Annotated in this window: 23 protein-coding genes; 16 read left to right on the top strand and 7 right to left on the bottom strand. The window is 72.1% G+C overall.

The genetic code is table 11. From position 1 onward, the window contains the following. The first annotated feature begins 3 nt into the window (after positions 1 to 3). From ABZY44_RS05780 to aroA, 11 genes are all read left to right on the top strand, one after another. Positions 4 to 1,548, top strand: a complete 1,545-nt coding sequence (locus ABZY44_RS05780) for an FAD/NAD(P)-binding protein (RefSeq protein ID WP_356650336.1) — start codon at positions 4 to 6, stop codon at positions 1,546 to 1,548. Between the two features lie 165 nt (positions 1,549 to 1,713). Beyond that, the gene (locus tag ABZY44_RS05775; protein WP_356650335.1) at positions 1,714 to 2,526 is read left to right on the top strand and encodes a class II aldolase/adducin family protein; all 813 of its coding nucleotides are present in this window, start codon (positions 1,714 to 1,716) and stop codon (positions 2,524 to 2,526) included. A 78-nt stretch (positions 2,527 to 2,604) separates the two neighbouring features. Then, a complete protein-coding gene (locus ABZY44_RS05770; RefSeq protein WP_356650334.1) occupies positions 2,605 to 3,252 on the top strand; it encodes an NAD(P)H-binding protein in 648 nt (215 codons plus the stop codon). Between the two features lie 40 nt (positions 3,253 to 3,292). Beyond that, a complete protein-coding gene (locus ABZY44_RS05765; RefSeq protein WP_356650333.1) occupies positions 3,293 to 4,555 on the top strand; it encodes a multidrug effflux MFS transporter in 1,263 nt (420 codons plus the stop codon). Between the two features lie 154 nt (positions 4,556 to 4,709). Further along, positions 4,710 to 6,104 carry a class II 3-deoxy-7-phosphoheptulonate synthase gene (locus tag ABZY44_RS05760; RefSeq protein ID WP_356650332.1) on the top strand — a complete coding sequence of 465 codons (1,395 nt, stop codon included), beginning with the start codon at positions 4,710 to 4,712 and terminating at the stop codon, positions 6,102 to 6,104. Between the two features lie 48 nt (positions 6,105 to 6,152). Then, entirely contained in the window at positions 6,153 to 6,530 is a 378-nt protein-coding gene (aroH, locus tag ABZY44_RS05755; RefSeq protein ID WP_356650331.1) for a chorismate mutase, read from the top strand. Further along, positions 6,527 to 7,654: a prephenate dehydrogenase gene (locus ABZY44_RS05750; RefSeq protein WP_356650330.1), complete on the top strand. Its 1,128-nt coding sequence runs from the start codon at positions 6,527 to 6,529 to the stop codon at positions 7,652 to 7,654. The genes aroH and ABZY44_RS05750 overlap by 4 nt, the downstream gene beginning before the upstream one ends. Before the next feature lie 171 nt (positions 7,655 to 7,825). Further along, positions 7,826 to 9,010, top strand: a complete 1,185-nt coding sequence (gene aroC, locus ABZY44_RS05745) for a chorismate synthase (protein WP_356650329.1) — start codon at positions 7,826 to 7,828, stop codon at positions 9,008 to 9,010. A 92-nt stretch (positions 9,011 to 9,102) separates the two neighbouring features. After that, positions 9,103 to 10,146, top strand: coding sequence for a 3-dehydroquinate synthase (gene aroB / locus ABZY44_RS05740; protein WP_356650371.1), 1,044 nt, complete (start codon positions 9,103 to 9,105; stop codon positions 10,144 to 10,146). A gap of 217 nt (positions 10,147 to 10,363) precedes the next feature. Beyond that, the gene (gene tkt, locus ABZY44_RS05735; protein WP_356650328.1) at positions 10,364 to 12,502 is read left to right on the top strand and encodes a transketolase; all 2,139 of its coding nucleotides are present in this window, start codon (positions 10,364 to 10,366) and stop codon (positions 12,500 to 12,502) included. Continuing rightward, positions 12,499 to 13,788, top strand: coding sequence for a 3-phosphoshikimate 1-carboxyvinyltransferase (gene aroA / locus ABZY44_RS05730; RefSeq protein ID WP_356650327.1), 1,290 nt, complete (start codon positions 12,499 to 12,501; stop codon positions 13,786 to 13,788). The genes tkt and aroA overlap by 4 nt, the downstream gene beginning before the upstream one ends. 78 nt (positions 13,789 to 13,866) lie before the next feature. Here the strand turns inward: aroA and ABZY44_RS05725 are convergent, their stop codons facing one another. The 4 genes from ABZY44_RS05725 to ABZY44_RS05710 all read right to left on the bottom strand — a co-directional run bounded on the left by ABZY44_RS05725 (position 13,867) and on the right by ABZY44_RS05710 (position 16,390). After that, entirely contained in the window at positions 13,867 to 14,061 is a 195-nt protein-coding gene (locus ABZY44_RS05725; protein ID WP_356650326.1) for a hypothetical protein, read from the bottom strand. Then, positions 14,033 to 14,650 (bottom strand): winged helix-turn-helix domain-containing protein, encoded by a 618-nt coding sequence (locus tag ABZY44_RS05720; protein ID WP_356650325.1) that lies wholly within the window; start codon positions 14,648 to 14,650, stop codon positions 14,033 to 14,035. Before ABZY44_RS05720 ends, ABZY44_RS05725 begins: the two co-directional genes overlap by 29 nt. A 624-nt stretch (positions 14,651 to 15,274) precedes the next feature. After that, positions 15,275 to 15,640: a hypothetical protein gene (locus ABZY44_RS05715; protein WP_356650324.1), complete on the bottom strand. Its 366-nt coding sequence runs from the start codon at positions 15,638 to 15,640 to the stop codon at positions 15,275 to 15,277. A gap of 153 nt (positions 15,641 to 15,793) precedes the next feature. Further along, the gene (locus tag ABZY44_RS05710) at positions 15,794 to 16,390 is read right to left on the bottom strand and encodes a hypothetical protein (RefSeq protein ID WP_356650323.1); all 597 of its coding nucleotides are present in this window, start codon (positions 16,388 to 16,390) and stop codon (positions 15,794 to 15,796) included. A gap of 989 nt (positions 16,391 to 17,379) precedes the next feature. On the opposite strand from ABZY44_RS05710, the gene ABZY44_RS05705 reads away from it, so the two are divergent. Together ABZY44_RS05705 and ABZY44_RS05700 are read left to right on the top strand one after the other, a co-directional pair. Next, complete coding sequence (locus ABZY44_RS05705) at positions 17,380 to 18,084, top strand: hypothetical protein (RefSeq protein ID WP_356650322.1); 705 nt, start codon at positions 17,380 to 17,382, stop codon at positions 18,082 to 18,084. A 51-nt stretch (positions 18,085 to 18,135) separates the two neighbouring features. Then, positions 18,136 to 18,558 (top strand): hypothetical protein, encoded by a 423-nt coding sequence (locus tag ABZY44_RS05700; protein ID WP_356650321.1) that lies wholly within the window; start codon positions 18,136 to 18,138, stop codon positions 18,556 to 18,558. Positions 18,559 to 18,729: 171 nt separating this feature from the next. Here the strand turns inward: ABZY44_RS05700 and hisC are convergent, their stop codons facing one another. The 3 genes from hisC to gap form a co-directional block, all read right to left on the bottom strand. Continuing rightward, on the bottom strand, positions 18,730 to 19,818 hold the full coding sequence (gene hisC / locus ABZY44_RS05695) for a histidinol-phosphate transaminase (protein ID WP_356650320.1): 1,089 nt from the start codon (positions 19,816 to 19,818) through the stop codon (positions 18,730 to 18,732). A gap of 204 nt (positions 19,819 to 20,022) precedes the next feature. Further along, positions 20,023 to 20,937 (bottom strand): pyridoxamine 5'-phosphate oxidase family protein, encoded by a 915-nt coding sequence (locus ABZY44_RS05690; RefSeq protein WP_356650319.1) that lies wholly within the window; start codon positions 20,935 to 20,937, stop codon positions 20,023 to 20,025. Positions 20,938 to 20,971: 34 nt separating this feature from the next. Beyond that, positions 20,972 to 21,982 carry a type I glyceraldehyde-3-phosphate dehydrogenase gene (gap, locus tag ABZY44_RS05685; RefSeq protein ID WP_356650318.1) on the bottom strand — a complete coding sequence of 337 codons (1,011 nt, stop codon included), beginning with the start codon at positions 21,980 to 21,982 and terminating at the stop codon, positions 20,972 to 20,974. Positions 21,983 to 22,253: 271 nt separating this feature from the next. Between gap and ABZY44_RS05680 the strand changes: the two genes are divergently transcribed. From ABZY44_RS05680 to ABZY44_RS05670, 3 genes are all read left to right on the top strand, one after another. After that, the gene (locus ABZY44_RS05680; RefSeq protein WP_356650317.1) at positions 22,254 to 23,213 is read left to right on the top strand and encodes a helix-turn-helix domain-containing protein; all 960 of its coding nucleotides are present in this window, start codon (positions 22,254 to 22,256) and stop codon (positions 23,211 to 23,213) included. A gap of 143 nt (positions 23,214 to 23,356) precedes the next feature. After that, the gene (locus ABZY44_RS05675) at positions 23,357 to 24,166 is read left to right on the top strand and encodes a class I SAM-dependent methyltransferase (protein ID WP_356650316.1); all 810 of its coding nucleotides are present in this window, start codon (positions 23,357 to 23,359) and stop codon (positions 24,164 to 24,166) included. Next, positions 24,163 to 25,821: an AMP-binding protein gene (locus ABZY44_RS05670; RefSeq protein WP_356650315.1), complete on the top strand. Its 1,659-nt coding sequence runs from the start codon at positions 24,163 to 24,165 to the stop codon at positions 25,819 to 25,821. The genes ABZY44_RS05675 and ABZY44_RS05670 overlap by 4 nt, the downstream gene beginning before the upstream one ends. Positions 25,822 to 25,894 lie beyond the last annotated feature (73 nt).

Here is a 25,894-nt window from a genome sequence, read left to right as displayed (position 1 = left end):
CACATGTCCCGTGGATTCTCGATCGGTATCGTCGGAGGAGGCGCGGCTGCTGTCTGCTTGATCGACGCGTTGTCCCGGACACGGAGCGAACCAGGCAGCCTCACGGTCTTCGAACCGTCACCGCACCTGTGGCGCGGTCGTGCCTACCAGGTCGACACCGAGACCCTCAAGGTCAACGCGACCCCCGATGACATGTCCGTGCGTGCGGGCGACCTCCACCACTTCGAGAAGTGGCTGGAGACGCGGGACAAGGTCATAGGGGTCCGCACCGGCGTCGACCGCTGGTCCGGGAGCCGCTTCGCGCCCCGGACCGTCTACGGCGAGTACCTGGAGCAGACCGCGTACGCCGCGCTCGGCGAACTGCGCCGCCAGGGCTGGCGCGTCGACCTCGTCGGCGAAGGAGTCGCCTCCGCCAGCCGCGCCGCCAACCGGGTGCTGCTGCGGACCGGCAACGGCCGCGCCCGCGCCTTCGACTACGCAGTCCTGTGCGTCGGCGGGGACAGCCCCAAGGACGTCTACGGTCTCGGCGACACACCCGGCTTCACCGGGGACCCGTACCCGATCGTCGACAAGCTGGCGGACGTCGGCGAGCAGGACCACGTCGCGATCATCGGCAGCGGCCTGACCGCCATCGACATCATCCTGTCCCTGGCCGCCCAGGGCCACCAGGGCAGGATCAGCCTCCTGTCCCGCCGCGGCGTCCTGCCCGGCGTACGGCAGAAGGCGGTCCCCTTCGAGCTGCGGCACTTCACCCCGCACCGCATGGAGGCACTGGCCGCGGACCACCCCGAGGTCAGCCTGGAGGACATCGCCACCATCATGCGGGCCGAGTTCCGCGACGTGGGCGCCGACCTCGACGCGGTCGTCTCGGAGATCATCCGGGTCGACCTGGAGGACCCGGTCGACCGGCTGCGCCGGCAGATCGAAGAGGTCGACTCCCCGCACATGGGCCTGCGGATCCTGCAGCGCGCCGTCCCGGAGACCGGCCCCGACGTCTGGCCGATGCTGCGGGAACAGGACAAGGTCCAGCTGCTGCGCGCCCACTACCGCACGATCATGAGCCTGTGCTGCCCCATGCCGCCCGGCAGCGCCGGAGTCCTCCTCGAGCTCGTCGAGGCGGGGAAACTGGAGATCGTCGCCGGTCTGCAGAACATCACGCCGAACCCGGAGGCGGGCTTCGACGTCGTCACCGCCGAAGGCCACAACTTCACCGCGGACCGCGTCATCAGCGCGGTGAACGCCTCCGAGGGGCGCATCCCCACCAGCGCCGCCCCCCTGGTCACCTCGCTGATGCGCAACCGCGTCGCCAGCCGCCACCCCCACGGCGGCCTGCACATAGCGCGTCCGACCAGCCAGCTGACCACCAACGGCCGGCCGGACCCGCGCCTGTACGGACTCGGGAACATCGCCGCCGGCTCGCTCTTCTTCACCTTCGGCATCCCCTCGCTGGTCGACCGCAGCCAGGACATCGTCAACGCGGTCCTGCAGCACTCCGAGACCGTCACCGCCGCGAGCCACGAGGCCGAGGAGGTCCTGCTCACGGTCTGAGCGGGTGCGCCCGCGACACCCGCGCCCGTACGCCGCCGCGCCCGCCCCCGCCCGTACGCGCCGTACCCGCACGGCCGTACCCGCACGGCCGCACCCGACCCCCGGCCGCCGTCCCGCCGCCCGTACCGCCACCGGAACACGATCCGGAGATGAGGACCCCCGAGCATGAGCGTCACCGAGACCGACCGGCCCGCCTACCTGGCGGACACCCACACCGGCCTGCCCATCCCCAGCGAGCCGGTCTTCGCCACCCACGAGGAGACCCGCCGCCACCGCAAGCAGCGGCTCGCCGCCGCGCTGCGGCTGTTCGGCAAGTACGGCTTCGGTGAAGGCATCTCGGGCCACATCTCGGTCCGGGACCCGGAGCACGAGGACCGGTTCTGGGTGAACCCCTTCGGGGTCTCCTTCAACCTGGTCCGCGTCGCCGACCTGATCTGCGTCGACTCGGGCGGCAACGTCGTGGAGGGCAAGCACCGGGTCAACCCCAGCGCCTTCGTCATCCACTCCGCGATCCACGAGATGCAGCCCGGCGCCACGGCCGCCGCCCACGGCCACACCGCGCACTCCCGCGCGCTCGGCGCCCTGGGCCGTCTGCTGGACCCCATCGACCAGGAGTCGGCCGCCTTCTACAACCGCCAGGTCCTCTACGAGGAGTACGAGGGCCCCTCGGTCTCCGCCGAACTGGGCCGCGACATCGCCGAGAAGCTCGGAGACAACCGCGCGATCCTGCTGCGCCACCACGGCCTGATCACCGTCGGCGGCTCGCTGGACGAAGCCGTCCACTGGTTCTTCACCTACGACAGCTGCGCCCAGGTGCAGCTGCTCGCGCTGGCGGCCGGCACGCCCAAGAGCTTCACCCACGAGCAGGCCGTGGCCGCGGGGGACGGCTTCGGCAACGAGCAGCTGGGCTGGTTCAGCTTCCAGCTGCTCTGGGACGAAATCATCCGCGAGCAGCCCGACTTCCTCGAAGAGGACTAGCCGGAGAGCCCGGGTCGACGCCCGAAGGACCGCACGTCACCCCGCGAAGAACCACCCGAAGAGAAAAGGCACACCACCATGAAAATCCTGCTGTTCGGCGCCAGCGGCCACATCGGCAGCGCCATCGCCGGTGAACTGCTCTCCCGCGGCCACTCCGTCACCGGCGTGACCCGTACGGGCGACATCGCGGGCAACGGCCACGAAGGCCTGACCGTGGTCGCCGGAGACGCCACCAGTGCCGACACCGTCGCCGAACTGTCCGCGCAGGGCTACGACGCGGTCGCCTCGGCCGTCGGCCCCAAGCTCGGCGTGGACGACGACCACAAGATCATCGTGGGTGCGGCCCACGCACTCATCGAGGGTCTGACCCGTAGTGGCGTGCGCCGCGTCGTGGTCCTCGGCGGCGCCGGCAGCCTCGAGGTCGCCCCGGGCGTCAAGGTCATCGACAACCCGAACTTCCCGGCCGTCTGGAAGCAGAACGCGCTCGCCCAGACCGAGGCCCTCGGCCTCTACCGCCAGGCCGACGCCCTGGACTGGACGTTCATCTCCCCGGCCGCCCAGATCGAGCCCGGCGAGCGCACCGGCGCCTACCGGGTCGGCGGCGAGCAGCTCCTCGTCGACGCCGAGGGCAAGAGCCGCATCAGCATCGAGGACTACGCCGTCGCCTTCGCCGACGTGCTCGAGCGCGGCGACGCCGTCCAGTCCCGCATCACCGTCGCCTACTGATCCGCCACCGATCCGCTTTCCCCCGGAGGGGATCCCAGTCATGACCTCATCCGCGACACCGAAGGGCGCCGGGCTCGCCCGTTTCGCCATCATCCTCGGAGCGCTCACCGCACTCGGACCGCTGTCCAACGACGCGTACCTGCCGGGCCTCCCGCAGATCGCCGAAGACCTCTCGACGAGCGCCTCGGCCGCCCAGCTCAGCCTCACCGCGTGCCTGCTCGGCCTCGGCATCGGCCAGCTCATCGCCGGCCCGGTCAGTGACGCGCTCGGCCGCCGCCGCCCGCTCATCGCCGGCCTCGCGCTGTTCGCCGTCACCGCGCTGCTGTGCGCCGTGGCCCCCAACATCTGGACCCTCGTCGGGCTGCGCGCCCTGCAGGGCCTCGGCGGTGCCACCGGCATCGTCATCGCCTCCGCGATCGTCCGCGACCGGCACACCGGACCCGCGGCGGCCCGGTTCTTCGCCATGCTGATGCTGATCACCGGCATCGCGCCGATCCTGGCCCCCGTCCTCGGCGGACAGCTGATGCTGCTCACCTCCTGGAAGGGCATCTTCGTCGCCCTCTCCGTCATCGGCGCCGCGATGCTCCTCGGCGTCGCGGGCGGCCTGCCGGAGACGCACCCCGCCGAACGGCGCGTGCGCGGCGGCCTCAAGGCCACCGGCCCGGTCTTCCGCCGGCTGCTCACCGACCGGGTGTTCGTCGGCTACAACCTGGCCTGCGGCTTCGCGTTCGCCGCGATGTTCGCGTACATCTCGGGCTCGACCTTCGTGCTCCAGTCCATCCACGGGATGTCCCCGCAGGGCTTCAGCGCCGTCTTCGCGGTCAACGCCCTCGGCCTCGTCGTCGCCGCGCAGGTCAGCGGCCGCATCGTGCACAGGACCGGCCCGCGCGCCCTGCTCGCGACCGGTCTGACCGTCTCGGCGGTCGGCGGCCTCGCGCTGCTGGCCGTCGTCCTCACCGACGCCGGTCTGGCCCCGCTGCTCGTCGCGCTGTTCCTGGTCGTCTCCAGCGTCGGCCTCGTCCTGCCGAACTCCTTCGCGCTGGCCCTCCAGGACCACGGTGACGTGGCCGGTTCGGCCGCCGCGCTGCTGGGCCTGTCCCAGCACCTGATCGGCGCGGCCGTGGTCCCGCTCGTCGGCCTCGCCGGCGAGGACAGCGCCGTGCCGATGGGCATCGTCATCGCCATCCTCGGCGTCGGCGGACTGCTCTTCTTCAGCCTCACCAAGGGCCACCAGGCCGCCGGCCCGGAGTCCGAGGCCCAGGCCCCCGCGGCCGAACCCGTGGCGGTACCCGAGCCGGTCTGATCCGGTCCGGGACAGGCACCGTCGACGGACTGCCTGCCGGGGGACCGCACGACCGCACGGTCGTACGGCCCCCCGGCGCCCCGGGCCGCCGTCCGGGCGGCGACAGGCCCACACCTCTTCCCTTTCCACCGAAACCGATCGAGGCCCAGCCACCATGACCCTCGCCACGCACGCCACGGCCGCCGACTCCTGGAAGCTGCTGCCCGCCGCCCAGCAGCCGACCTACCCCGACCCCGTCGCCCTGCGCTCCGCGCTCGACGACCTGGCCTCCTACCCGCCCCTCGTCTTCGCCGGGGAGTGCGACCGCCTGCGCGACCGGCTCGCCGACGTCGCCCGCGGCGAGGCCTTCGTCCTCCAGGGCGGGGACTGCGCGGAGACCTTCGACGCGGTCAGCTCCGACCAGGTCCGCGACAAGGTCCGCACCCTGCTCCAGATGGCCGCCGTCCTCACCTACGCCAGCTCCGTGCCCGTGGTGAAGATCGGCCGGATCGCCGGGCAGTACTCCAAGCCCCGCTCCAAGCCCACCGAGGTCCAGGGCGGCGTCGAACTGCCCGTCTACCGCGGCGACTCGGTCAACGGGCTCGCCTTCACCCCCGAGTCCCGCACCCCCGACCCCGAGCGGCTCAAGCGGATGTACCACTCCTCCGCCGCCACCCTGAACCTCGTCCGGGCCTTCACCACGGGCGGATACGCCGACCTGCGCCAGGTCCACGAGTGGAACCGCGACTTCGTCGCCGCCTCCCCGGTAGGAGAGCGCTACGAGCGCCTCGCCGGCGACATCGACGACGCCCTCACCTTCCTCGCGGCCTGCGGCGCCGACCCGGCCGCGGTCCACTCCTCCGAGATCTTCGCGAGCCACGAGGCACTGCTGCTGGACTACGAGTCCGCCCTCACCCGCCGCGACGCCCGTACCGGCGAGCTGTACGACGTCTCCGGACACATGATCTGGATCGGCGAGCGAACCCGTCAACTGGACGGCGCCCACGTCGAGTTCGCCTCCAAGGTACGCAACCCCATCGGCGTCAAGCTCGGCCCCACGACTTCGGCCGACGAGGCCCTCGCCCTCATCGACAAGCTCGACCCCGACCGCGAGCCCGGCCGCCTCACCTTCATCAGCCGCATGGGCGCCCGCAACGTCCGCGAGATCCTGCCCGAGCTCGTCGCCAAGGTCACCGCCGAGGGCGCCCGCCCCGCGTGGATCTGCGACCCGATGCACGGCAACACCTTCGAGGCCCCCAGCGGCCACAAGACCCGCCACTTCGACGACGTGCTCGACGAGGTCACCGGCTTCTTCGAGGTCCACCACGCGCTCGGCACGCACCCCGGCGGCATCCACATCGAGCTGACCGGCGACGACGTCACCGAGTGCGTGGGCGGCGGCGCCGAGGTCCGGCTCGCCGACCTCGGGCGGCGCTACGAGTCCGCGTGCGACCCCCGGCTGAACCGCAAGCAGTCGCTCGACCTGGCCTTCCAGGTCGCCGAGCTGTACCGGGACCGCGCGGGAACGGCTGCCGCGGCCCGCCGCGAAGCCGTCGCCGCCGCGGCCTGAACCCGCGCGACCGATCGACGTACCGTCCTCAGCCCTAGGGAGAAGACCATGTCCGTGCGTGCCATGCGCGGTGCCATCCAGCTGGAAGTCGACGAGCGGGCGCACCTGCTGGACGGGGTCCGCGCGCTGTTCCAGGAGATGCTCGCCGCCAACGGGCTCGACCAGGACGACCTGGTCAGCCTGTTCTTCACGGCGACCCCGGACCTGGTCAGCGAGTTCCCGGCGGTGGCCGCCCGCGAACTGGGCGTCACCGACGTGCCGATGATGTGCGCGCAGGAACTGGACATCGCCGGGTCCCTGCCCCGCGTGGTGCGGATCCTCGCGTACGCCGAGACGGAACTGTCGAAGCGCGAGATCAAGCACGTCTACCTGGGCGGCGCCGCGGCACTGCGGCGCGACCTCGCGGTCGCCGGAGAACGCAGATGATCCGCTCCGCCGCCGTGGTGGGGACGGGGCTCATCGGAACCTCGATCGCCCTGGCCCTGTCCCGGCGGGGAGTGGCCGTCCACCTGATCGACGAGAACGACTCGGCGGCCCGGACCGCGGCCTCCCTCGGCGCCGGCATCGTCGGCGCCCCGAAGAACACCGTGGACCTGGCCGTACTGGCCGTCCCGCCGGCCCAGGTCGGCACGGTGCTCGCCGCCCAGCAGAAGCTCGCCCTCGCCCGCTCGTACACCGACGTCGCCAGCGTCAAGACCGAGCCGGAGATCGGGGTCCTCGCCGCCGGAGCCGACCCCGTCACCTTCATCGGCGGCCACCCCATGGCCGGCCGTGAACGCTCCGGCCCGCTGGCCGCCTGCGCCACCCTCTTCGAGGGCCGATCCTGGGTCCTGACCCCCACGGCCGACACGGGCCGGGAAGCGCTCAACATGGCGCTGATGATGGTCTCCCTGTGCGGAGCGGTGCCCGTGGTGATGGACAGCGACGTGCACGACCGGGCCGTGGCCCGCGTCTCGCACACCCCGCACGTCGTCGCCTCGCTGATGGCCGCCCGTCTCCAGCACCTCCCGGAGGACGCCTGCCGCCTCGCCGGCCAGGGACTGCGCGACGTGACCCGGATCGCCGGGGGAGACCCCCGGCTGTGGAGCGACATCCTGGAGTCCAACGCCACCGCGGTCGCAGACGTGCTGACCGAACTCGCCGAGGACCTCCAGGTCACCGTGGCCGCCCTGCGGGGCCTCGCCACCGACGACGCCGACGAACGGGCCCAGGGCACCACGCTCCTGGCCGACCTGCTGGGCCGCGGCATCACCGGCCGCGACCGCATCCCCGGCAAGCACGGGCACCCGGTGCCCGCCTGCGCGCCGGTCCGGGTCCTGATCGGGGACCAGCCCGGCGAACTCGCCCGGCTCCTCGCGAGCGCCGCCGAACTCGACGTGAACATCGAGGACATGACCATCGACCACTCGCCCGGCGGCGAGAGCGGCCTCGTCGAGCTGATGGTCGCCCGCGGCACCGCGGGAAACATGGCGCAGCGGCTGGTGACCGCCGGATGGCGGGTCCAGCGCATGGGGCCGATCGAGGCCCCGCCGGTCGTGGTCGGCGTCTGACGGACGCCCGCGCCGGCTTCCGGCTCCGGCGGCTCCTTCGCCGTCCGCCTCGGGCCCCGGGGCAGCCGTCCCACACCGCAGGACCCGTACGACCCGTAGGACGACCGACCCGTACGACGACCGACCACCGACCCACCCAAGCGGCGCACACCGCCCGACAGAGGATCACCCTTGAGTACTTTGCGATGGCTCACCGCGGGCGAATCGCACGGCCCCGCCCTCACCGCCGTCCTGGAAGGCCTGCCCGCCGGAGTGGAGATCTCCACCAAGGCGGTCGCCGACTCCCTGGCCCGCCGCCGTCTCGGCCACGGCCGGGGCGCCCGGATGGCCTTCGAGCGGGACGAGGTGACCTTCCTCGGCGGCGTCCGTCACGGCCTCACCCAGGGCGGCCCGATCGCGGTCCAGGTGGGCAACACCGAATGGCCCAAGTGGCAGACGGTGATGGCCGCGGACGGAGTCGACGAGGAACTGCTCGCCGCGCAGGCGCGCAACGCCCCGCTCTCCCGGCCCCGTCCCGGCCACGCCGACCTCGCGGGCATGCAGAAGTACGGCTTCGACGACGCCCGGCCGGTCCTGGAGCGGGCCAGCGCCCGCGAGACCGCCGCCCGCGTCGCCCTCGGCGAGGTGGCCCGCGCCTTCCTGCGGCAGGCGTACGGGGTCACCGTCGTCAGCCACGTGGTCTCCCTCGGCGCGGCCGCCGCCCCCGAGGGCGTGGTGCCCGGCCCCGAGGACACCGAGCGCGTCGACGCCGACCCGGTACGGTGCCTCGACCCGCGGGCCTCCGCCGCCATGGTCGCCGAGGTGGACCGGGCCCACCGGGACGGCGACACCCTCGGCGGGATCGTCGAGGTCCTCGCCTACGGACTGCCGCCGGGCCTCGGCAGCTACGTCCACGGTGACCGCCGCATCGACTCCCGGCTGGCCGCAGCCCTGATGGGCATCCAGGCCATCAAGGGCGTGGAGTTCGGCGACGGCTTCGGCCTCGCCCGCGTCCCCGGCTCCCTCGCCCACGACGAGATCGAGCAGGGCCCGGACGGGATCCGCCGCCGCACCGCCCGCTCCGGCGGAGTCGAGGGCGGCATGACCACCGGCGAACCGCTGCGGGTGCGCGCCGCCATGAAGCCCATCGCCACCGTGCCGCGCGCGCTGGCCACCGTGGACGTCGCGACCGGCGAGCCGGCCGTCGCGCACCACCAGCGCTCGGACGTCTGCGCGGTGCCCGCGGCCGCCGTCGTCGCCGAGGCCATGACCGCGCTGGTCCTCGCCCACGCCGCGCTGGAGAAGTTCGGCGGGGACTCGGTCGCCGAGACCGCCCGCAACCACCGCGGCTACCTCGACCACCTGGCCGTCCGGTGACCACCCCGACCCTGACGGGGACCGCCCCGACGCCGACGGGCGCCGCCCGGACCCCGACCGGGACCGTCCCGGCCCCGACGGGCAGCACCCGGATCCAGGTCGGCGGCGAGCGCCCGTACGAGGCCGTCGTGGGCCGGGCCCTGACCGGCGAGACCGGCCGCGTGCTCGGCGCCGAACCGCTGCGGGTGGCCGTCGTCCACTCCCGCACCCTGCGGCCCACGGCCCGCCGGATCGCCCGGGAGCTCACCGACGAGGGACGCATCGTCGTCTCCCTCGAGGTGCCCGAGGGAGAAGCCGCCAAGGACATGACCGTCGTGGTCAACCTGTGGCGCGCGCTCGCCGACGCAGGGTTCACCCGCTCCGACGCCCTCGTGGCCGTCGGCGGCGGTGCCACCACCGACCTCGCCGGATTCGCCGCCGCCGGCTGGCTGCGCGGAGTACGGCTCGTGCTCGTGCCGACCACCCTCCTCGGCATGGTCGACGCCGCCATCGGCGGCAAGACCGCCGTCAACCTGCCCCAGGGCAAGAACCTCGTCGGTGCCTTCCACCCGCCCGCCGGGGTCCTGTGCGACCTGGACCTGCTGGACACCCTGCCCCCCGCCGACTACGTCAGCGGCCTCGCCGAGGTCATCAAGGCGGGCTTCATCGCCGACCCGGAGATCCTGCGCCTGGTCGAGGAGGACCCGGCCGGCGCCGTGCACACCCGGGAGCTCGTGGAGCGGGCCGTCCGCGTCAAGGCGGAGGTCGTCACCGAGGACTTCCGGGAGGACGGCCGCCGCGAGCACCTCAACTACGGGCACACCCTCGGCCACGCCATCGAGCGCGTCAGCGGCTACCGCGTCCGCCACGGCCACGCGGTGGCCGCCGGCATGGTGTTCGCCGCCGAACTCGCCCACCTCGCCGGCCGGCTGTCCGCCGACGACGCCGAGCGCCACCGCACCCTCCTCGCCGCCACCGGGCTGCCCACGGCGCACACCGGCGCCTGGGCCCCGCTGCGCGCGGCGATGAGCATCGACAAGAAGACCCGGGGCAACCGGCTGCGCCTGGTCGTCCTCGACGCCGTGGCCCGGCCCGGCCTGCTCACCGGTCCCGACGAGGACCTCCTCGAGGCCGCCTACCAGCGGATGGCCCGGTGAGCCGGCCCGCGCCGGGTTCCTGCGCGGCCTTCGCCGCCGCCTTCGCCTTCGCCTTCGAAGCACCCGCGAGCGCCTTCGCACCGGCCGCGGTCCTCGCTTCCGCGCCCGCGCAGCCTTCCGCGCCCCCACGCCCGTCCGTGCATGCCCACGCCCCTGCCCACGCCCCCGCATACGCGCCCGCATCCGCGCTCGCATACGCCGAACAGAGAGGCCCGTCATGACCGTCGCCCCCGCCCCGCAGGCACCCGCCCTGCTCTGGGAGGACGCCGACCGCCGGGCCGTCGAGGTCGCCCGCGCCCTGACCGTGGACGCCGTCGAGGCGGCCGGCCACGGCCACCCCGGTACCGCCATGAGCCTCGCGCCCGCCGCGTACCTGTTGTTCCAGCAGCTCCTGCGGCACGATCCCGAGGACCCGGCCTGGGCCGGCCGCGACCGCTTCGTACTCTCGTGCGGCCACGCCAGCCTGACCCTGTACACCCAGCTCTACCTGTCCGGCTACGGGCTCACCCTCGACGACCTCAAGGGCCTGCGCACCGAGGGCAGTCTGACCCCCGCCCACCCCGAGTACGGGCACACCCCGGGCGTGGAGACGACCACCGGCCCCCTCGGCCAGGGATTCGCCAACGCCGTGGGCATGGCCATGGCCGCCCGCCGCGAGCGCGGCCTGTTCGACCCGGACGCCGCCCCCGGCACCTCCCCCTTCGACCACACCATCTGGGCCATCGCCTCCGAGGGCGACCTGGAGGAGGGAGTCGCGCACGAGGCCAGCTCGCTCGCCGGCCACCAGCGCCTGGGCAACCTCGTGGTCCTCTACGACGAGAACCGCATCTCCATCGAGGACGACCGGCAGATCGCGCACTCGGAGGACACCCTCGCCCGCTACCGGGCGTACGGCTGGCACGTCCAGGAGGTCGACTGGACCGCCGGCGGCGGGGACCGGGGGTACCACGAGGACATCGACGCCCTGCACCGAGCGCTCACCACCGCCCGCGACACCACCGACCGGCCCTCCCTCGTCTCGCTGCGCACGATCATCGGCTGGCCCGCGCCCCGCAAGCGGAACACCGGCGGCATCCACGGTGCCGCCCTCGGCGCCGAGGAGGCCGCCGGGGCCAAGGCCGCGATGGGCCTGGACCCCTCGCTCTCCTTCCAGGTCCCCGCCGACGTCCTGGCCCACGCCCGCCGGGTGGCCGACCGCGGCCGCGAGGCGCACCGCCAGTGGGACAAGACCCTCGCCGACTGGCGCGCCGTCAACCCCGGGCGCGCGGAACTCTTCGACCGCCTCGGCGCGGGAACGCTGCCCGAGGGCTGGCAGGAGCACCTGCCGGTGTTCCCCGCCACCGGGCAGATGGCCACGCGCAAGGCGTCCGGAGAGGTGCTCAACGCGCTCGCCGCCGTCCTGCCCGAACTGTGGGGCGGATCCGCCGACCTCGCCGAGTCCAACCTCACCACCATGAAGGGCGAACCGTCCTTCATCCCCGAGGAGCTGGCCACCGAGGCCTACTCCGGCCACCGGTACGGCCGGACCCTGCACTTCGGCATCCGCGAGCACGCCATGGGCGCCGTCCTCAACGGCATCGCCCTGCACGGCGGAACCCGCCCGTACGGCGGCACCTTCCTGGTGTTCTCCGACTACATGCGCCCCGCCGTCCGCCTCGCGGCCATGATGAAGCTGCCGGTCACCTACGTGTGGACCCACGACTCCATCGGTCTCGGCGAGGACGGTCCCACCCACCAGCCGGTCGAACACCTCTGGTCGCTGCGCGCCATCCCCGGCCTGGACGTGGTCCGGCCCGCCGACGCGAACGAGACCGTCGTCGCCTGGCGCACCATCCTGGAGAACGGCGACCGCCCGGCCGGCCTGTGCCTGTCCCGGCAGAACCTGCCCGTCCTGGAACGCACCGAGGCCAGCGGACTCTTCCCCGCCGAGGGCGCCGCCCGCGGCGGCTACGTCCTGGCCGAGGCCGACGGCGGACTTCCGCAGGCCATCCTCATCGCCACCGGCAGCGAGGTGCCCATCGCGCTCGACGCCCGGCGCATCCTGCAGGCCGAGGGGCTCGCCACCCGCGTCGTGTCCATGCCGTGCCTGGAGTGGTTCCACGCGCAGGAGGAGGCGTACCGCGAGGCGGTGCTGCCGTCCGAGGTGGCCGCCCGCGTGTCCGTGGAAGCGGGCTCCAGCCTCGGCTGGTACGCCCTGGTCGGCGCGGCCGGCACCTCGCTGGGCATCGACTCCTTCGGCGCCTCCGCCCCGTACCAGTCCCTCTACGAGCTGCACGGTCTGACGGCGCCCAAGGTCGCCGCGGCCGCCCGCGCCAGCTTCGAGCGCGCGCAGCGCAAGAGCGGCGCGGGGCGATGAGTACCGCGACCGTGCTCGACGCCCGCATCCCCGGCTCCAAGAGCATCACCAACCGCGCGCTGCTGCTCGCCGCCGCCTCCCCGGGACGCAGCCGTCTCGTCGCGCCGCTGGTCAGCGACGACACCTTGGCCTTCCGGGCCGCGCTGACCGACCTGGGCACGGGGGTGCGCGACGTCGGCGACGGCGGCTACGGGTACGGCGACGGCTCCGGCTACGGGGACGGCTCCGGTGAGGTGTGGCAGGTCACCGGCAGCGGCGTCGGGCCGGCCGGCCGCGGCCGGGTGTGGTGCGCGGACGCCGGTACCGCCGCGCGCTTCCTGCCGCCCTTCGTGGCCGTCGGCCACGGCGAGACCGTCTTCGACGGCTCCGAGCAGCTGCGGGCCCGCCCGCTGCGGCCGCTGCTGGACGCCCTCGCCGGCCTCGGGGCACGGGTGAGGGGCACGGGCCTGCCCTTCACCCTCACCGCGGACGGGCTGGCCGGCGGCCGCGTCGAGCTGGACTCCGGGCTCAGCAGCCAGTACCTCTCCGGGCTGCTGATGGCCGCGCCGCTGATGGGCGGACCGCTCACCGTGGACGTGCCGCGCCTGGTCAGCCGCCCCTACGTCGACATGACCCTCGCCCTGATGCGGCAGTTCGGCGCGCGCGTCGAGGAGGACGGCGGCGCGATCACGGTCCACCCGGGCGGGTACGCGGCCACCGACCTCACGATCGAACCGGACGCCTCGACCGCCTCGTACTTCTTCGCGGCGGCGGCCGTCACGGGCCGCACCGTCCGGGTCCGCGGCCTCGGCACCGCCAGCCTGCAGGGGGACACCGCGTTCGTGGACGTCCTGCGGCTCGCCGGGGCGCGGGTGCGCAGGACCGGGGAGTGGACCGAGGTCACGGGCACGGGCGGGGCCGACGCTCCGCTGCGCGGCGGGTTCACCGTCGACATGGGCGACATCTCGGACACCTTCATGACGATGGCCGCGATCGCCCCGCTCGCCGACGCCCCCGTCACCATCACGGGCATCGCCCACGCCCGCCTGAAGGAGTCCGACCGGATCGCCGCCGTCGCGGGGAACCTGCGGGCGCTGGGCATCCGCGTGGAGGAGGGCCCGGACCGCATCACCGTCCACCCGGGCCCGACGGGTCCGGCGACGATCGCCTGCCACCGGGACCACCGCATCGCGATGTCCTTCTCGGTGCTGGGCCTGCGGGCGCCGGGCATCACGCTGGACGACCCGGCGTGCGTGGCGAAGACGTTCCCGGGGTTCCACGAGGAGCTGGGGCGGCTGTTCGGCTGACCGCCTATTCGTTGACCGGTCGGAGATGCCGGAGAGAATGACAGGGCGTCCTCCGCCCCCCGCCGGTGGCTGAGCGCCTCACCCCCCGGCTCGGCGGAGCGGCACGACGACCTGTCGGCCGGTCGACTTCTCGCCCAGGCGAAAGAACTTGACCTGTCCTTCCTTGTGCGTGAACTCCAGCCAACCGTCGGCTTCCAGTTCACGGCGGGTCCGGGAAAAGTGCGAGGCGGGAACGCCGACGATCTCAGCCAGCTCGACTGCCGTCCTGTCCACGGAGTGTTCCAGCCCACCGAAGATCGCGTACGTCATGAGCATGTTCTGCTTCAGGTGCGGCAGTTCGCTTATCCGCAGCCGCAGTCCTTCGAGCTCGGGGTACCGACTTTGGTGTGACATGGTCTCGGTCCTTTGATGCGGCGGGCTTCTTTCCCGGCAGGGTCGGCAGGTGGTAGGCGGCGGCTTCCTGGGACTGCTCTTCGCCCGTGAGGCTGGACACGATGTGCGGACTGGCCCGGTACTTGATCGTGCGGCCCACGGTCTCGGCTACCAGGAAGATCCGGTTCTCGGCGAGCTTCTTGGCGATCCTCCGCGTGGCCTGAGGGGTCAGCCCAAGGTGCTCGGCAGCCTCCTTCGCGCTCGCGCCACCCTTCTCGTAGGTCAGGATCGCGCAGTAGAAGAACACCCGCAGGTCGTCGCCTGTGATGCCGGATTCCCTGCCCAGCATCACCATGATGCGATCGAAGGAGAACTGGCCGAAGCGGCCGCCGAGGTTGTACGAGCGACGGAGGGGGTCTTCTTGCTCGTGCAGCTCGTGTATTTCTCCGGTCTGCGTGTTGACCAGCTTCCGCCGGGTGGTAGGGCGCACGTTCCTCGGCAACTTCCGACCCCTGACCCATATGTGATCCGAACATTCGAATATTACCACTGGCGACATGACGCTGGTGGTAATCGAGCGAACCTTGCGGTTCTTTCGATTACCGCCGACGACATGACCAGGAGCGCCATGTATCGGCATCCTAGGGTGCCGATATAGGCATCCCAGGGTTCCCTCGCATCGGCTGTTATCGCAGGTCAAAGCCTTGCGGGGGTTGCGCGCTCTCGGTACTCCACCAGGACGGTGAACGAACTGGGCCGTCCCGCGGGTTGAGGTCCGCTGGATCCCGGCCCAGCAGCCGGCCGAGGCTATGCCCTCTGCTGGCGGCCGCTGCTCGCCCTGTCGCTACGCGCCAGCGCCCAGGTGGGTCCACCGCACGGCACACTCACCAGCAGTTGACGTGGGCGGGGGAGGCGAAAAATTCAGCACAGTGGCTGGGGCTGGTGGGTGGCTGAGCGAACCCGTTGCGGCCGGATCCCGCATGGCGGGTGTCGTCGGGGCGCACCTTCTGTGGCTGAGGTCGAAGGAGGATGGGCGCTGGGCCAGGACTTCGCCGTGCCCGGGGCCGACCGGGGACGCCTAGGCGGGCCGACAGGCCGTCAGTTTGCTGAGGTTTCACGCGGCGGCAGAGCCCTCGGCTGTGAGCTCGGGGAACGCGTCCTCCCAAACGTGCCGGAGATGGCGGGGTACCAGCTTGCCCAGGACCGGCCACTCGGCGAGGAGCAGGTCACGATTGAGGAGGTTCACCAAGTCGTCGTGCTGCCCCTCTGCCAGCACGGTCCGGTACATCCCCATGCGCAGACGCGGCCGGTCCAGGTCGTAGGCGCGCAGCCCGGACCAGGCAACGTGCAACGGGAGGTGGACAACGCCGTGTGCGGGCCCCGCGAGCTTCTCGAGAGACCCCGGCAGCCGGCTCGCGTACCGGGCGTGAAGCACCTCGGCGGCGGAAGGTGCGGAGCCGGTAGGGGTGGACATGACCATGGACCCGATTATCCCGTGTCCCGCCCGCCCCGGATAGCGCAGACGGTACGCGCCACCCTCAGGGGCCAGTCAGGGCATGGGGCCACCACCGGCCCCCGCGGGGTCGCTCAGCCCCGGCCGGCCCGCGCGGCCTACGTGGAGTGCCCGTTCGGCTCAGGCGCGGGGACGGGAGCGCAGGTAGCCGGGCAGGTGGGTGTCGCAGCAAGCCCACTTGGTGCCGGACTTGTCGCTCACGACGTACTTGGGATCGTCGGTGCAGGGGTTCTTCTTGCTGCCTCCCCAGGTGCACCGCCCCCGGCTCTCCGCACCGGGGAAGAGGCCCGGGTCGTGATCGCCGATCTCGGCTGCGGCGGGCCGCCGGCCGGTGAGATCCCCGACGGCGTGGATCTCCTTGGCGCCGAAGGCGCGGCTGACGCCCGAGGGGGTGAGGCCGGCAGCCTGACCGAGGGTTTCCAGCGTGTGCGGCCGCGGGGTGACGTACGCCCGGCCGTAGGCCAGGAGCAGCCGAATCTGCTCATCGGCGGCCCTCTTGGCCACGACGAGTTCCTCGAGCGCGGCGAGGAGCGGATCGTGGTCCGGGCCGCGGTCCGCCGCCGCGGCTTCCATCCTCCGGGCGAAGGCCGTGCGGGACCGGGACGCGTCATCCAACGCGGCGCTGGGTGAGGCCGGAGGAGTCTGTTCGTCCTCGGCGAAGTGCGGCATCGGCCAGCAGATGGCGACGACGTCTTCCAGCAGTTCCTGTGAAGTCATGTTTGAAGCGTGCGCAGAAATTTGAATGAGTACAAGAAGTGTGCTGAAGGTAAATTCTTAGGGGCTGGAGTCTCCCAGCGGATGCGGGTCATTCGTTCCGGGTTCTCGTGCGTCCTCGGCCGCGGGCCGTAAGTCCCAGGGGCCAGTCCCTGGACCCCGCCAGCGCCTGGCCGCGCTGGACCGGCCTTGGCATGGTGGGCTGCTCGCCCCCCAGACCCCCTCGCCAGGCGCTCGGGCGCCCTGGACCCGCCCCCCTCGTGCCCTGCCCCGGCTCCCTGACGGTCGCCGGTGCACCCCTCGGGCGCGGGGCGCCCTCACTGGGCACGAGGGACGTACTGGAGCGCGTACCCCCAGGAAGGACCGGGCCGAGGAGGGGGGCGAGGGCGGCGCCGAAGAAGCGGGCCGGAGGGGGTGGGCGTGTGTCGGCTGAGGTTACGGGAGGGACTTCGTCGTACGGCAGCTGCCCGTTGGCGGTGTGTTGGGGGGCTGCCCGGGCGGGTGCTTCGTTGAACGGAAGTGCCGGGTGAGGGTATGGGGCCGCAGGTTGCTCTTTAGTAAGAGGGCGCGGCCGTCTTAGGGCTGTGACCTGCTGGTTCGGTCGAGGGTGTGTGTCCCCCAGGACACATTTGAGTCCTCGAAATGTGTTCCTGGCGAGCACATTTCACAGAAAACTCAAGCTCCTGTGGAGATTTTGGCGGCGGTCATCGTGCGCCGATCGCTGCAGGTCAGGGAGTTGGGGCGGACTGGCGAGGTGACTGGTGAGTCGAACGCCCTACCCGCGAATGTGTCGTCATTGCGACGCGCAAAAGTCAAGGGGGAGTGGATTTTCGGTGCTCGGGGGCGAAAAAACTTCACGCTCCGTGGAGTTTCGGTGCTCCGCTCGAACGGGCTCTGGACGGAGGCGGCTTCCCGTGCCCCTGATTGCCAAAAGACAAGCACTGCTTGTTTTTTTGGATGGTCTCGGACCGCCTGAACCACGAGGAGGCCCAGTGACATCCGATCCGCCCGCCCGTCAACGACAGTGTGGGCCGCGGCCTGTTCCCGCTCCGACGGTCGCCGGCGACGACGCCGAGTACGGAGACGTCCTGGCCGTGCTGGGCCAACAACTCGGGGAACGGGCGGCACAGGTCGCCGATCCCGGCGGCCGCCGCCGACTCACAGGCGTTCACTTCGAGTACGCGGCGGATCCGAAGTCGGTCCACGACATGGCCGGAGACGCGGGCTACAGCCTGGCCAGCAACTGGTTCACGCAGCTCCTGGCGCAGCTGGCCGTCGCGAACAGCATCACCAAGTCCCAGCTCTGCGTGTTCCTGTTCGTGGCCGGCGGGCAGCTTCCGGGGACCGGTGTCACGGAGTACACGCAGCAGGAGATCACGGACGGCCTGAACAGGATCGCCGCGCAGAAGGGCGGCAAGATGATCACACGGTCCACGGTCAACCGGGCCGTGCAGGCACTGTGCGGCTACAACTGGGTGGAGAAGGCCGGCAACGGGCGCATCCGTATCAACGCGCGCCTGTGGTTTCACGGCAACAGCACGGCCCAGCACCACGTGCTCGCCGAGATCGCGGACCGGCACGACCACGACAGCGCGGCGTTCCCGTACGGGGTGGGTCCTCAAGGCGCACGGCAGGAAGAACTCGACCTGGGCTTCGACGTCGAAGAGACTGTTCGCGGAAGGCGGGATACCGGATGATCTCGCTGCCGCACCCCCGCACGGGCACCTGTTTCAGAGGAAGGCCGACCCATGGCTAACGTCATGTCTCCGATCGTCGCGGAGCGCATCTGGGCCCTGCCTCTATCGGGGGCAGCGGTCAAGTTCCTCCAGTACCTCGTCTCCCGCAGCGACTTCGGGGGCGCGCTGCCGGTCCGCCAGAAGGACATGGCGGCCGAATACGGGGTCACGCCGCAGGCGGTCAGCGGGCTCATGGCGCCGCTGTGCGACCTGAACCTCGTGCTCAGACCACGCAGCGAGGAGCGCCAGGGGAACTCGTACCGGCTGCATCCGCTCGCGGCGAAGTACGAGACGCCCGAGAGCATGGAGGCGGCGTTCCGCACGGCCTACGTCCGCATCCAGGCGGGGGACCTGCCCAACCTGAAGCTGCCGACGTACCACCAGACGCCACCCGCCCCGGGACCGGGCGGGCGCGCGAAGCTCGCGGTCGCCTGACGCGGCGCGGGGCCACGGTCCGGAAGGAGTGGTCGATGAGCAATGAGCGAACGATGCCTGACCGGAGCACGGGTCGTTTGGCTATGTGCTCATGAGCATCTGGCAAACCCTGCGGACGTCCGCTGGCCCTCCGGCCGCAGCGACCGGCGGCCCCGGGCCCGGCGTGTTCGGTCAGTGGTTCCAGTGGGCCGCCGTCTTCAGGAGGCGGTCGTTGGCGTCCGGGGTGCCTATCGTGATGCGGACGCCCTCGTCGCCGAAGGGGCGGACCATCAGGCCGGCCGCTTCGCAGGCGTCGGCGAAGTAGGACGTACGGGAGCCCAGGCGGAGCCAGACGAAGTTGGCGTGGCTCTCGGGGACCTCGTAGCCCTCGGCGCGCAGGCCGGCGCTGACGCGGTCGCGCTCGGCCACCAGCTCGGCGACCCGTTCGCGCAGCTCCTCCGTGGCCCGCAGCGAGGCCAGGGCGGCGGCCTGGGCGGGGCCGCTCACGCCGAGCGGTACGGAGCACGCGCGCAGCGCGGCCGTCACGCGGGGGTGGGCCACCGCGTAGCCGACGCGGAGCGCGGCCAGGCCGTAGGCCTTGGAGAAGGTGCGCAGCACCGCGACGTTGGGGCGGTCCCGGTGCAGCTCGACGCCGTCGGGGATTTCCTGGTCCTGGACGAATTCGCGGTACGCCTCGTCGATGACGACCAGCACCTCGCGCGGCACCCGGTCCAGGAAACGTTCCAGCTCGGCGCGGCGCACGGCGGTGCCGGTCGGGTTGTTCGGGTTGCAGACGAAGATGACGCGGGTGCGGTCGGTGACCGCGTCGGCCAGCGCGTCCAGGTCGTGCGCCTCGTCGCGCAGCGGCACCTGTACGGAGGTGGCCCCGGCGGCCCAGGCAAGCAGCGGGTACGCCTCGAACGAGCGCCAGGCGAAGACGACTTCGTCGCCGGGCCCGGCGGCCGCGGCGACCAGGTGCTGGGTGATGCCGACCGAGCCGGTGCCCAGGACGAGGTGGTCGGCGGGCACGCCGAGGCGCTCCGAGAGTTCGGCGGTCAGCTCGGCGGCGGCGGGGTCGGGGTAGCGGTTGAGCCGGCCCAGCCAGCTCTCGACCGCGCCGGTCACCGAGGGGAGCGGAGGGTAAGGGATCTCGTTCGAGGACAGCTTGTCGACGGACTCGTCCGGGGCGGCGCGCCCCGGCACGTAGGTCGGGAGGGTGGAGACGTCCGCGCGCAGGAGGGGGACCGGGAGAGCGGCGGGGAGGGTCGTCGGCTCGGACATGGCGGGTTCCTGGTTCCTTAGGCGGAGGGCGGAGGGCGGAGGGCGGAGGGCGGAGGGCGGGACAGAGAGGTGGCGGCCCCCCGCCCGGCAAAGCACCGTCCGGCCGGGCCGGCGGGGGAGTCGGCACGACCGGACGGTGGGCGAGCGGGGTGGAGCGGCGCGGGGGTCGGGTGGGAGTGGGAGGCGCGGGGCGGGGGCCGGGGGTCAGCCCCGCGCCGCCGCCGGCGGGTTGTAGGGCGAGGGGCCGCCGAACGCCCAGCGCAGCCGGGTCGCCCCGTCGATCTGCACCACCCGCTCGATGTCGAACTCGCACATCCGCAGGGCTCCGGGCACGGCCGCCCGGTCCCCCTCGTCCCAGTTGATGCGGGCCTTCCCCGTCAGCTGGAGGGTGTGGCCGGACTCCCAGTCGAGGAAGAGCAGCCCGCAGTTCTCGTTGAGCTGCAGGTTTCCCAGGGTCATGTAGAAGGAGTTGCCGAAGTAGTCCGGCCATACGAGCCTGCGCGGTCCCGCCACCGTGACGAAGCCGGGGTCTCCGCCACGGTGCGAGGAGTCCGCGCCGTAGCCGTTCGCCTGGCTGGCGATGAAGAAGGTGTCCGCGCCCCGGATCCACTTCTCCTGTTCCGGCGTGAGCTCGTCGCCGTCCCGGGTCTCGCGGGGCACCCCGGCGGGCCCGTCCGCGACCGGGATCCGCACCTGCAGGTACTTGGGGCAGTTGCCCAGTACCTGTTCGGTGCGGATGTGCAGCAACTCCCCGTCGCGCCGCGCCACGCCGTTGATCCTGATCCGGCTCGTCGTGTGCGGTTCGAGGGCGAGCAGGCCGATGTCGGCCGTCTCCGCGAAGGCCTCGGCCAGCGGGTCGCCGGGCACGGGAAGGGACGACAGGGTGATCGTGTGCCGCCCCGTGGGCAGGGCGAAGCCGGCGTCGCCCGTGACCAGCGAGGACCACATGGAACCCGTCGCGTCGGCGCCGCCCAGGAAGAGCATCCGCTGGCGCATCAGGTACTGGTCGAAGCCGGGCTGGATCACGTCGTCGAACATCGGCGATCCCCAGCCGGGACCGCCTTCGCCGGCCTTCTTCTGGACGGCCTGTTCACCCTCGTGATGGGGGGTCTTGATCACGGGAACCTCCGGTCAGGAACGGGCGCGCACCGGTTCAGGCACGGGCACCGATCAGCAGGGCGGTGTCCACGACACGGTTGGAGAAGCCCCACTCGTTGTCGTACCAGCCGACGATCTTGACCTGGCGGCCGTCGCCGATGACCTTGGTCAGGCCCGAGTCGAAGATGCACGACGCCGGGTCGGTGACGATGTCGCTGGAGACGATCGGCTCGTCGGTGTAGGTGAGGATGCCCGACAGGGCGCCCTCGGCGGCCTTCGCGAAGATCTCGTTGACCTCCTCGACGGTGGTCTCGCGCCCGACGCGGACGGTGAGGTCGGTGGCGGAGCCCGTCGGGATCGGAACGCGCAGCGCGTAGCCGTCGAGCTTGCCCTTGAGCTGCGGCAGGACCAGACCGATCGCCTTGGCGGCGCCGGTGGTGGTCGGCACGGTGTTCGTCGCCGCCGAGCGGGCGCGGCGCAGGTCGCCGTGCGGACCGTCCTGCAGGTTCTGGTCCGCGGTGTAGGCGTGGACCGTGGTCATCAGGCCGTGCTCGATGCCGAGCGCGTCGTCGAGGACCTTCGCCAGCGGGGCGAGGCAGTTGGTCGTGCACGAGGCGTTGGAGACGATGTCGTGCACGGCCGGGTCGTAGAGGTCGTCGTTGATGCCGAAGGCGATCGTCAGGTCCTCGTTCTTCGAGGGCGCACTGATGATCACCTTGCGGGCGCCGGCCTCCAGGTGGGCGCGGGCCTTGTGCGCGTCGGTGAAGACGCCGGTGGACTCGATGACCACGTCCACCTCCAGCTCGCCCCAGGGAAGCTTCGCGGGGTCGCGCTCGGCGGTCACGCGGATGGTGCGCCCGTCGATGACGAGGTTGCCCTCGACCGCCCGGACGTCGTGGCCGAGGCGGCCCAGGGTGCTGTCGTACTTGAGCAGATGGGCCAGCGTCGCGGCGTCGGTGAGGTCGTTGACGGCGACCACCTCCAAGCCGGTGCCCCGCTGAAGGGCGGCGCGGAAGAAGCTCCGGCCTATGCGGCCGAATCCGTTGATGCCGACCTTGATCGTCACGTGATACCCCTCTGTCGAAAACACATCCATGACCGCACGTGAAGCCGCGTTGTCCGGCCAGTCCTGGGCCGTAACTGTACTGGCTGACCGGTGGCCTTGCTTGCCTAATCGCGCCCGCTTCTCGCCTGTTTACGCATGAAACCCGGAGGTGGGAGCGGGTGTGGGGCGGGGGTATTGGAACATCTGATGTCATGTGAGTACGTGCACGAAGGTATGTTTTTATGGGCTTGCCTGTCACGATGGCACGACGCTTCCCGGAGCGAGGAGAACGATGGACATGCTGCCCCTCGGCGGGCCGAGAGCATCCGTGCCGGACCGCAGCCCTCCGGTCGCCGCAGCCGTGCCCGCCCCCGGCACGGCGCGGATCATCCGCGGACACGACGAGTCCGTCCACGGATCCGCCGTGCGCCGCGCCTTCGGCGACGTCACCATCACCCTCGTCACCGGGGAGGCCCATGAGGCCATCCGCCCCGGCCGCCACATCCGCCCCGACCCGGGCGAGTCCCTGCGGGTCTTCCGGGCCCTGGCCGGCGAGATCCACGTCCACCAGGACGGCCGCCGTGGCCAGGCGAGCGGACCCCAGATCATCTGCTGCGACAGCAGCCGCCCCTACCGCCTCGTCTTCCCCCGCTCCTTCCACCTGGTGGAGGTCCTCCTCCCGCACCGCCACCTCGGCATGGCGGTCGGAGACACGGAGAAGCTCACCGCGACCGGCTGGTGCGGGCGCCTGGGCGCCGGCGCCCTGCTCTCCCAGCTGCTCGCCGGACTCCACGACCACGGCACCGAGATCCACTCCGCGATGGACCGGGTCGGAGCCACCGTGGCGGGCCTGACCGCGGCCGTCCTCGCGGACCGCCTGCGCCACGTCGCCGCCGAGGACGAGGTGGCCCGCCACGGCCTGATGCTGAACATCCAGTCGTACATCCGCGAACGGCTCTCCGACCCCGGCCTCACCCCGCAGGCGGTCGCCGAGCACCACAACATCTCGCTGCGCTACCTCCAGCGGATCTTCCAGGACCACGGGACCAGCCCCGCCCGCTGGATCCGGGACGAGCGGCTCGCCCGCTGCCGGTCCGAGCTGCGCGACCCGCGGCTCGAACACCTCCCCGTCGGCGTGATCGGCGAACGCTCCGGCCTCTACCAGGCCTCCCACTTCAGCCGGCTCTTCCGCGACCGGTACGGCTTCACCCCCCGCGGCTACCGCACCATGCGCGAGCCCGTCAGCACCTGACGGGGGACGCGCGGCCACGGGTACCGAAGGGGTGCCCGCGACCGGCGCGGGGGAGGGCGCCCGGGGACCGAAGGACGCCCGCGAACGGCGGCCCCCGCGACCGACGAGCACAGACATCCGACGAGCACAGACATCCGAGGAGGATGACGGATTTGACCGGCACGAGCTTCGAATTCCCCGGTGAGTACTACGAGATCATGCGGAAGGACTTCCGCAACCTCGACGCCGAGACGGAGTTCCTCGCGTCCCTGCTCCCCGACGCGGGCACCGTACTCGACCTGGGCTGCGGCACCGGCTCCAACCTCCGCGCCCTGCGCGAGCGCGGCCACCGCGGCACCGGCGTGGACCAGAGCGCCGCGTTCCTCGAGTACGCCCGCGCCGCCGGGGACGAGGGGATCTCCTACGTGGAGACCCGCGCCGAGGACTACCGCACCGAGGAGCGCTACGACCTCGTCTACAGCCTCTTCATGACGCTCAACTACCTCAAGCGCGCCGAGCTCCCGGCCGTCCTGCGTTCCGTGCGCGAACTGCTCAACCCGGGCGGACAGGTCGTCCTGGAGTTCGGCCACATGCTGAACTTCGTCGACTCCTTCCAGCCCCACACCGTCGCCCACCACCGAGGCCCCGACGGGGTGCTCATCACCCGCCTCGCCCGCCAGGCCGTCAACGCGCACGCGGCGAACTGGCGCAACGAGGAGACCCTGCTGGTCCGCGCCGCGGACGGCACGGTCTCCATGTACGACAACTTCTTCGACCAGGCCGTCCTGACCGGGCCCGAGGTACGCGAACTGCTGGCCGCCGCGGGGCTGACCGTCACGGCCGAGTACGGCGGTTTCCGCAAGGAGCCCGCCCCCTTCCACGGCCGCGGCCCCCTCGTCATCGTGGCCACCGCGACGGCCACCGACACCGCGACCGACACCGACACCGCTCAGCAAGAGGAGAACCAGGCATGACCGGCACCGGCATATCGCTGCTCGACGGCGGGCCCGCCCCCGAAACCGGCGTCACGCACCTCGGCGCCGCGCTCGTCCGCGCCGCCGGTGCCCAGAGCGGCGGCCACGGGGTGACCTACATCCGCCCCGACGGCACCGAGGTCCACCAGAGCTACGCCGGCCTGCTCGCCGACGCCTCGGGCATCCTGGCCGGGCTGCGCGCCGCCGGCGCCGCCGCCGGCGAGAAGATCATCCTGCAGGCGGCCGACGACACCGACCTCGTCGCCGCCTTCTGGGCCTGCGTCCTCGGCGGCTACCTCCCGCTGCCCGTCAGCGCCGACCCGGTCAACGGCCCCGGCCTGCTGGAGCGCGTCTGGAACGGCTACGGCCGCCCCCGCGTCCTGACCGGCACCGGCCAGGAGATCACCGCCGCCGTCCTCGCCCATCCCGCCTGGGACGCCGCGTACCTGGGCGACGTGGCGGCCCTGCGCGCCGGCCGGGAGCCGGACCTCGACTGGCACGAGCCCGCCCCCACCGACCCGGTCGTCCTGCTGCTCACCTCCGGCAGCACCGGCGTCCCCAAGGCCGTCACCCTCACCCACCGCAACGTCCTCACGCGCAGCGCGGCCACCGCCCGCGTGAACGAGCTCGACGCGGACACCCGCACCTTCAACTGGATGCCGCTGGACCACATCGGCGGCCTCATCATGTTCCACGCGCGGGACGTCTTCCTCGGCTGCGCCCAGGTCCACGCCAAGATCCAGTGGGTGCTCGAGGACCCGCTGCGCTGGCTCGACGCCGTCTCCGCCCACCGGGCCGACACCACCTGGGCGCCCAACTTCGCCTTCGTGCTCGTCAACGACCAGGCGAACCGCTTCGAGGGCCGCGGCTGGGACCTCAGCCCGCTGCGCTACATCATGAACGGGGGCGAGGCCGTCCGCTCCGGCGTCGTACGCCGCTTCCTGGACCTGCTGGCCCCCTACGGGCTGCCCGCCACCGCCATGTTCCCCGGCTGGGGCATGTCCGAGACCACCGCCGGCGTGGCCGACTGCCAGTTCACCGAGGCCGCCGCGGGCGACGACCGCTACGTACCCGTCGGCCGCCCCCAGCCCGGCACCCGCATCCGCGTGGTCGACGAGCACGGCGAGCTGGTGCCCTGGGGCACCACCGGCCGCCTCCAGGTCATCGGCTCGACCATCACCGCGGGGTACTACGACAACCCCGTGCAGAACCGGCAGTCCTTCACCGAGGACGGCTGGTTCAAGACCGGCGACCTGGCGTACGTGGAGAACGGCATCCTCACCGTCACCGGCCGCACCGACGACGTCATCCAGCTCGGCGACGTCGCCTACCACGGCCACGAGATCGAGGCCGCCGTCGAGGAACTCGACTTCATCGAGCCCTCGTACACCGTCGCGTCCCTGGTCACCGCCGTGCCGGGCGGCCCCGAGGAGCTGGCGGTCTTCTTCAGCCCGCGCACCGGCGTCCTCAGCGAGGTCCAGGGCGAGCAGATCCGCGGCCGGGTCCGCGAGCGCCTCGGTGTCGAGGTCACCCACCTGCTGCCCGTGGACCGCTCCGAGATCCCCAAGACCGGCATCGGCAAGCTCCGCCGCGCCCAGCTCCGCAAGAGCTTCGAGGACCGTCAGGCCGCCGTTCCCGCCGGCAACGCGGCCTGACCGTACGGGTGGTGCGGCTCGGTGGCCGCACCACCCGTACGTCGTCACCACCCCCTATGCACGAGGAGCGCCC

This window comes from Streptomyces sp. NPDC006544, assembly GCF_040611715.1.
Classification (GTDB): domain Bacteria; phylum Actinomycetota; class Actinomycetes; order Streptomycetales; family Streptomycetaceae; genus Streptomyces.
This window is presented reverse-complemented; position numbering and strand designations above follow the sequence as displayed.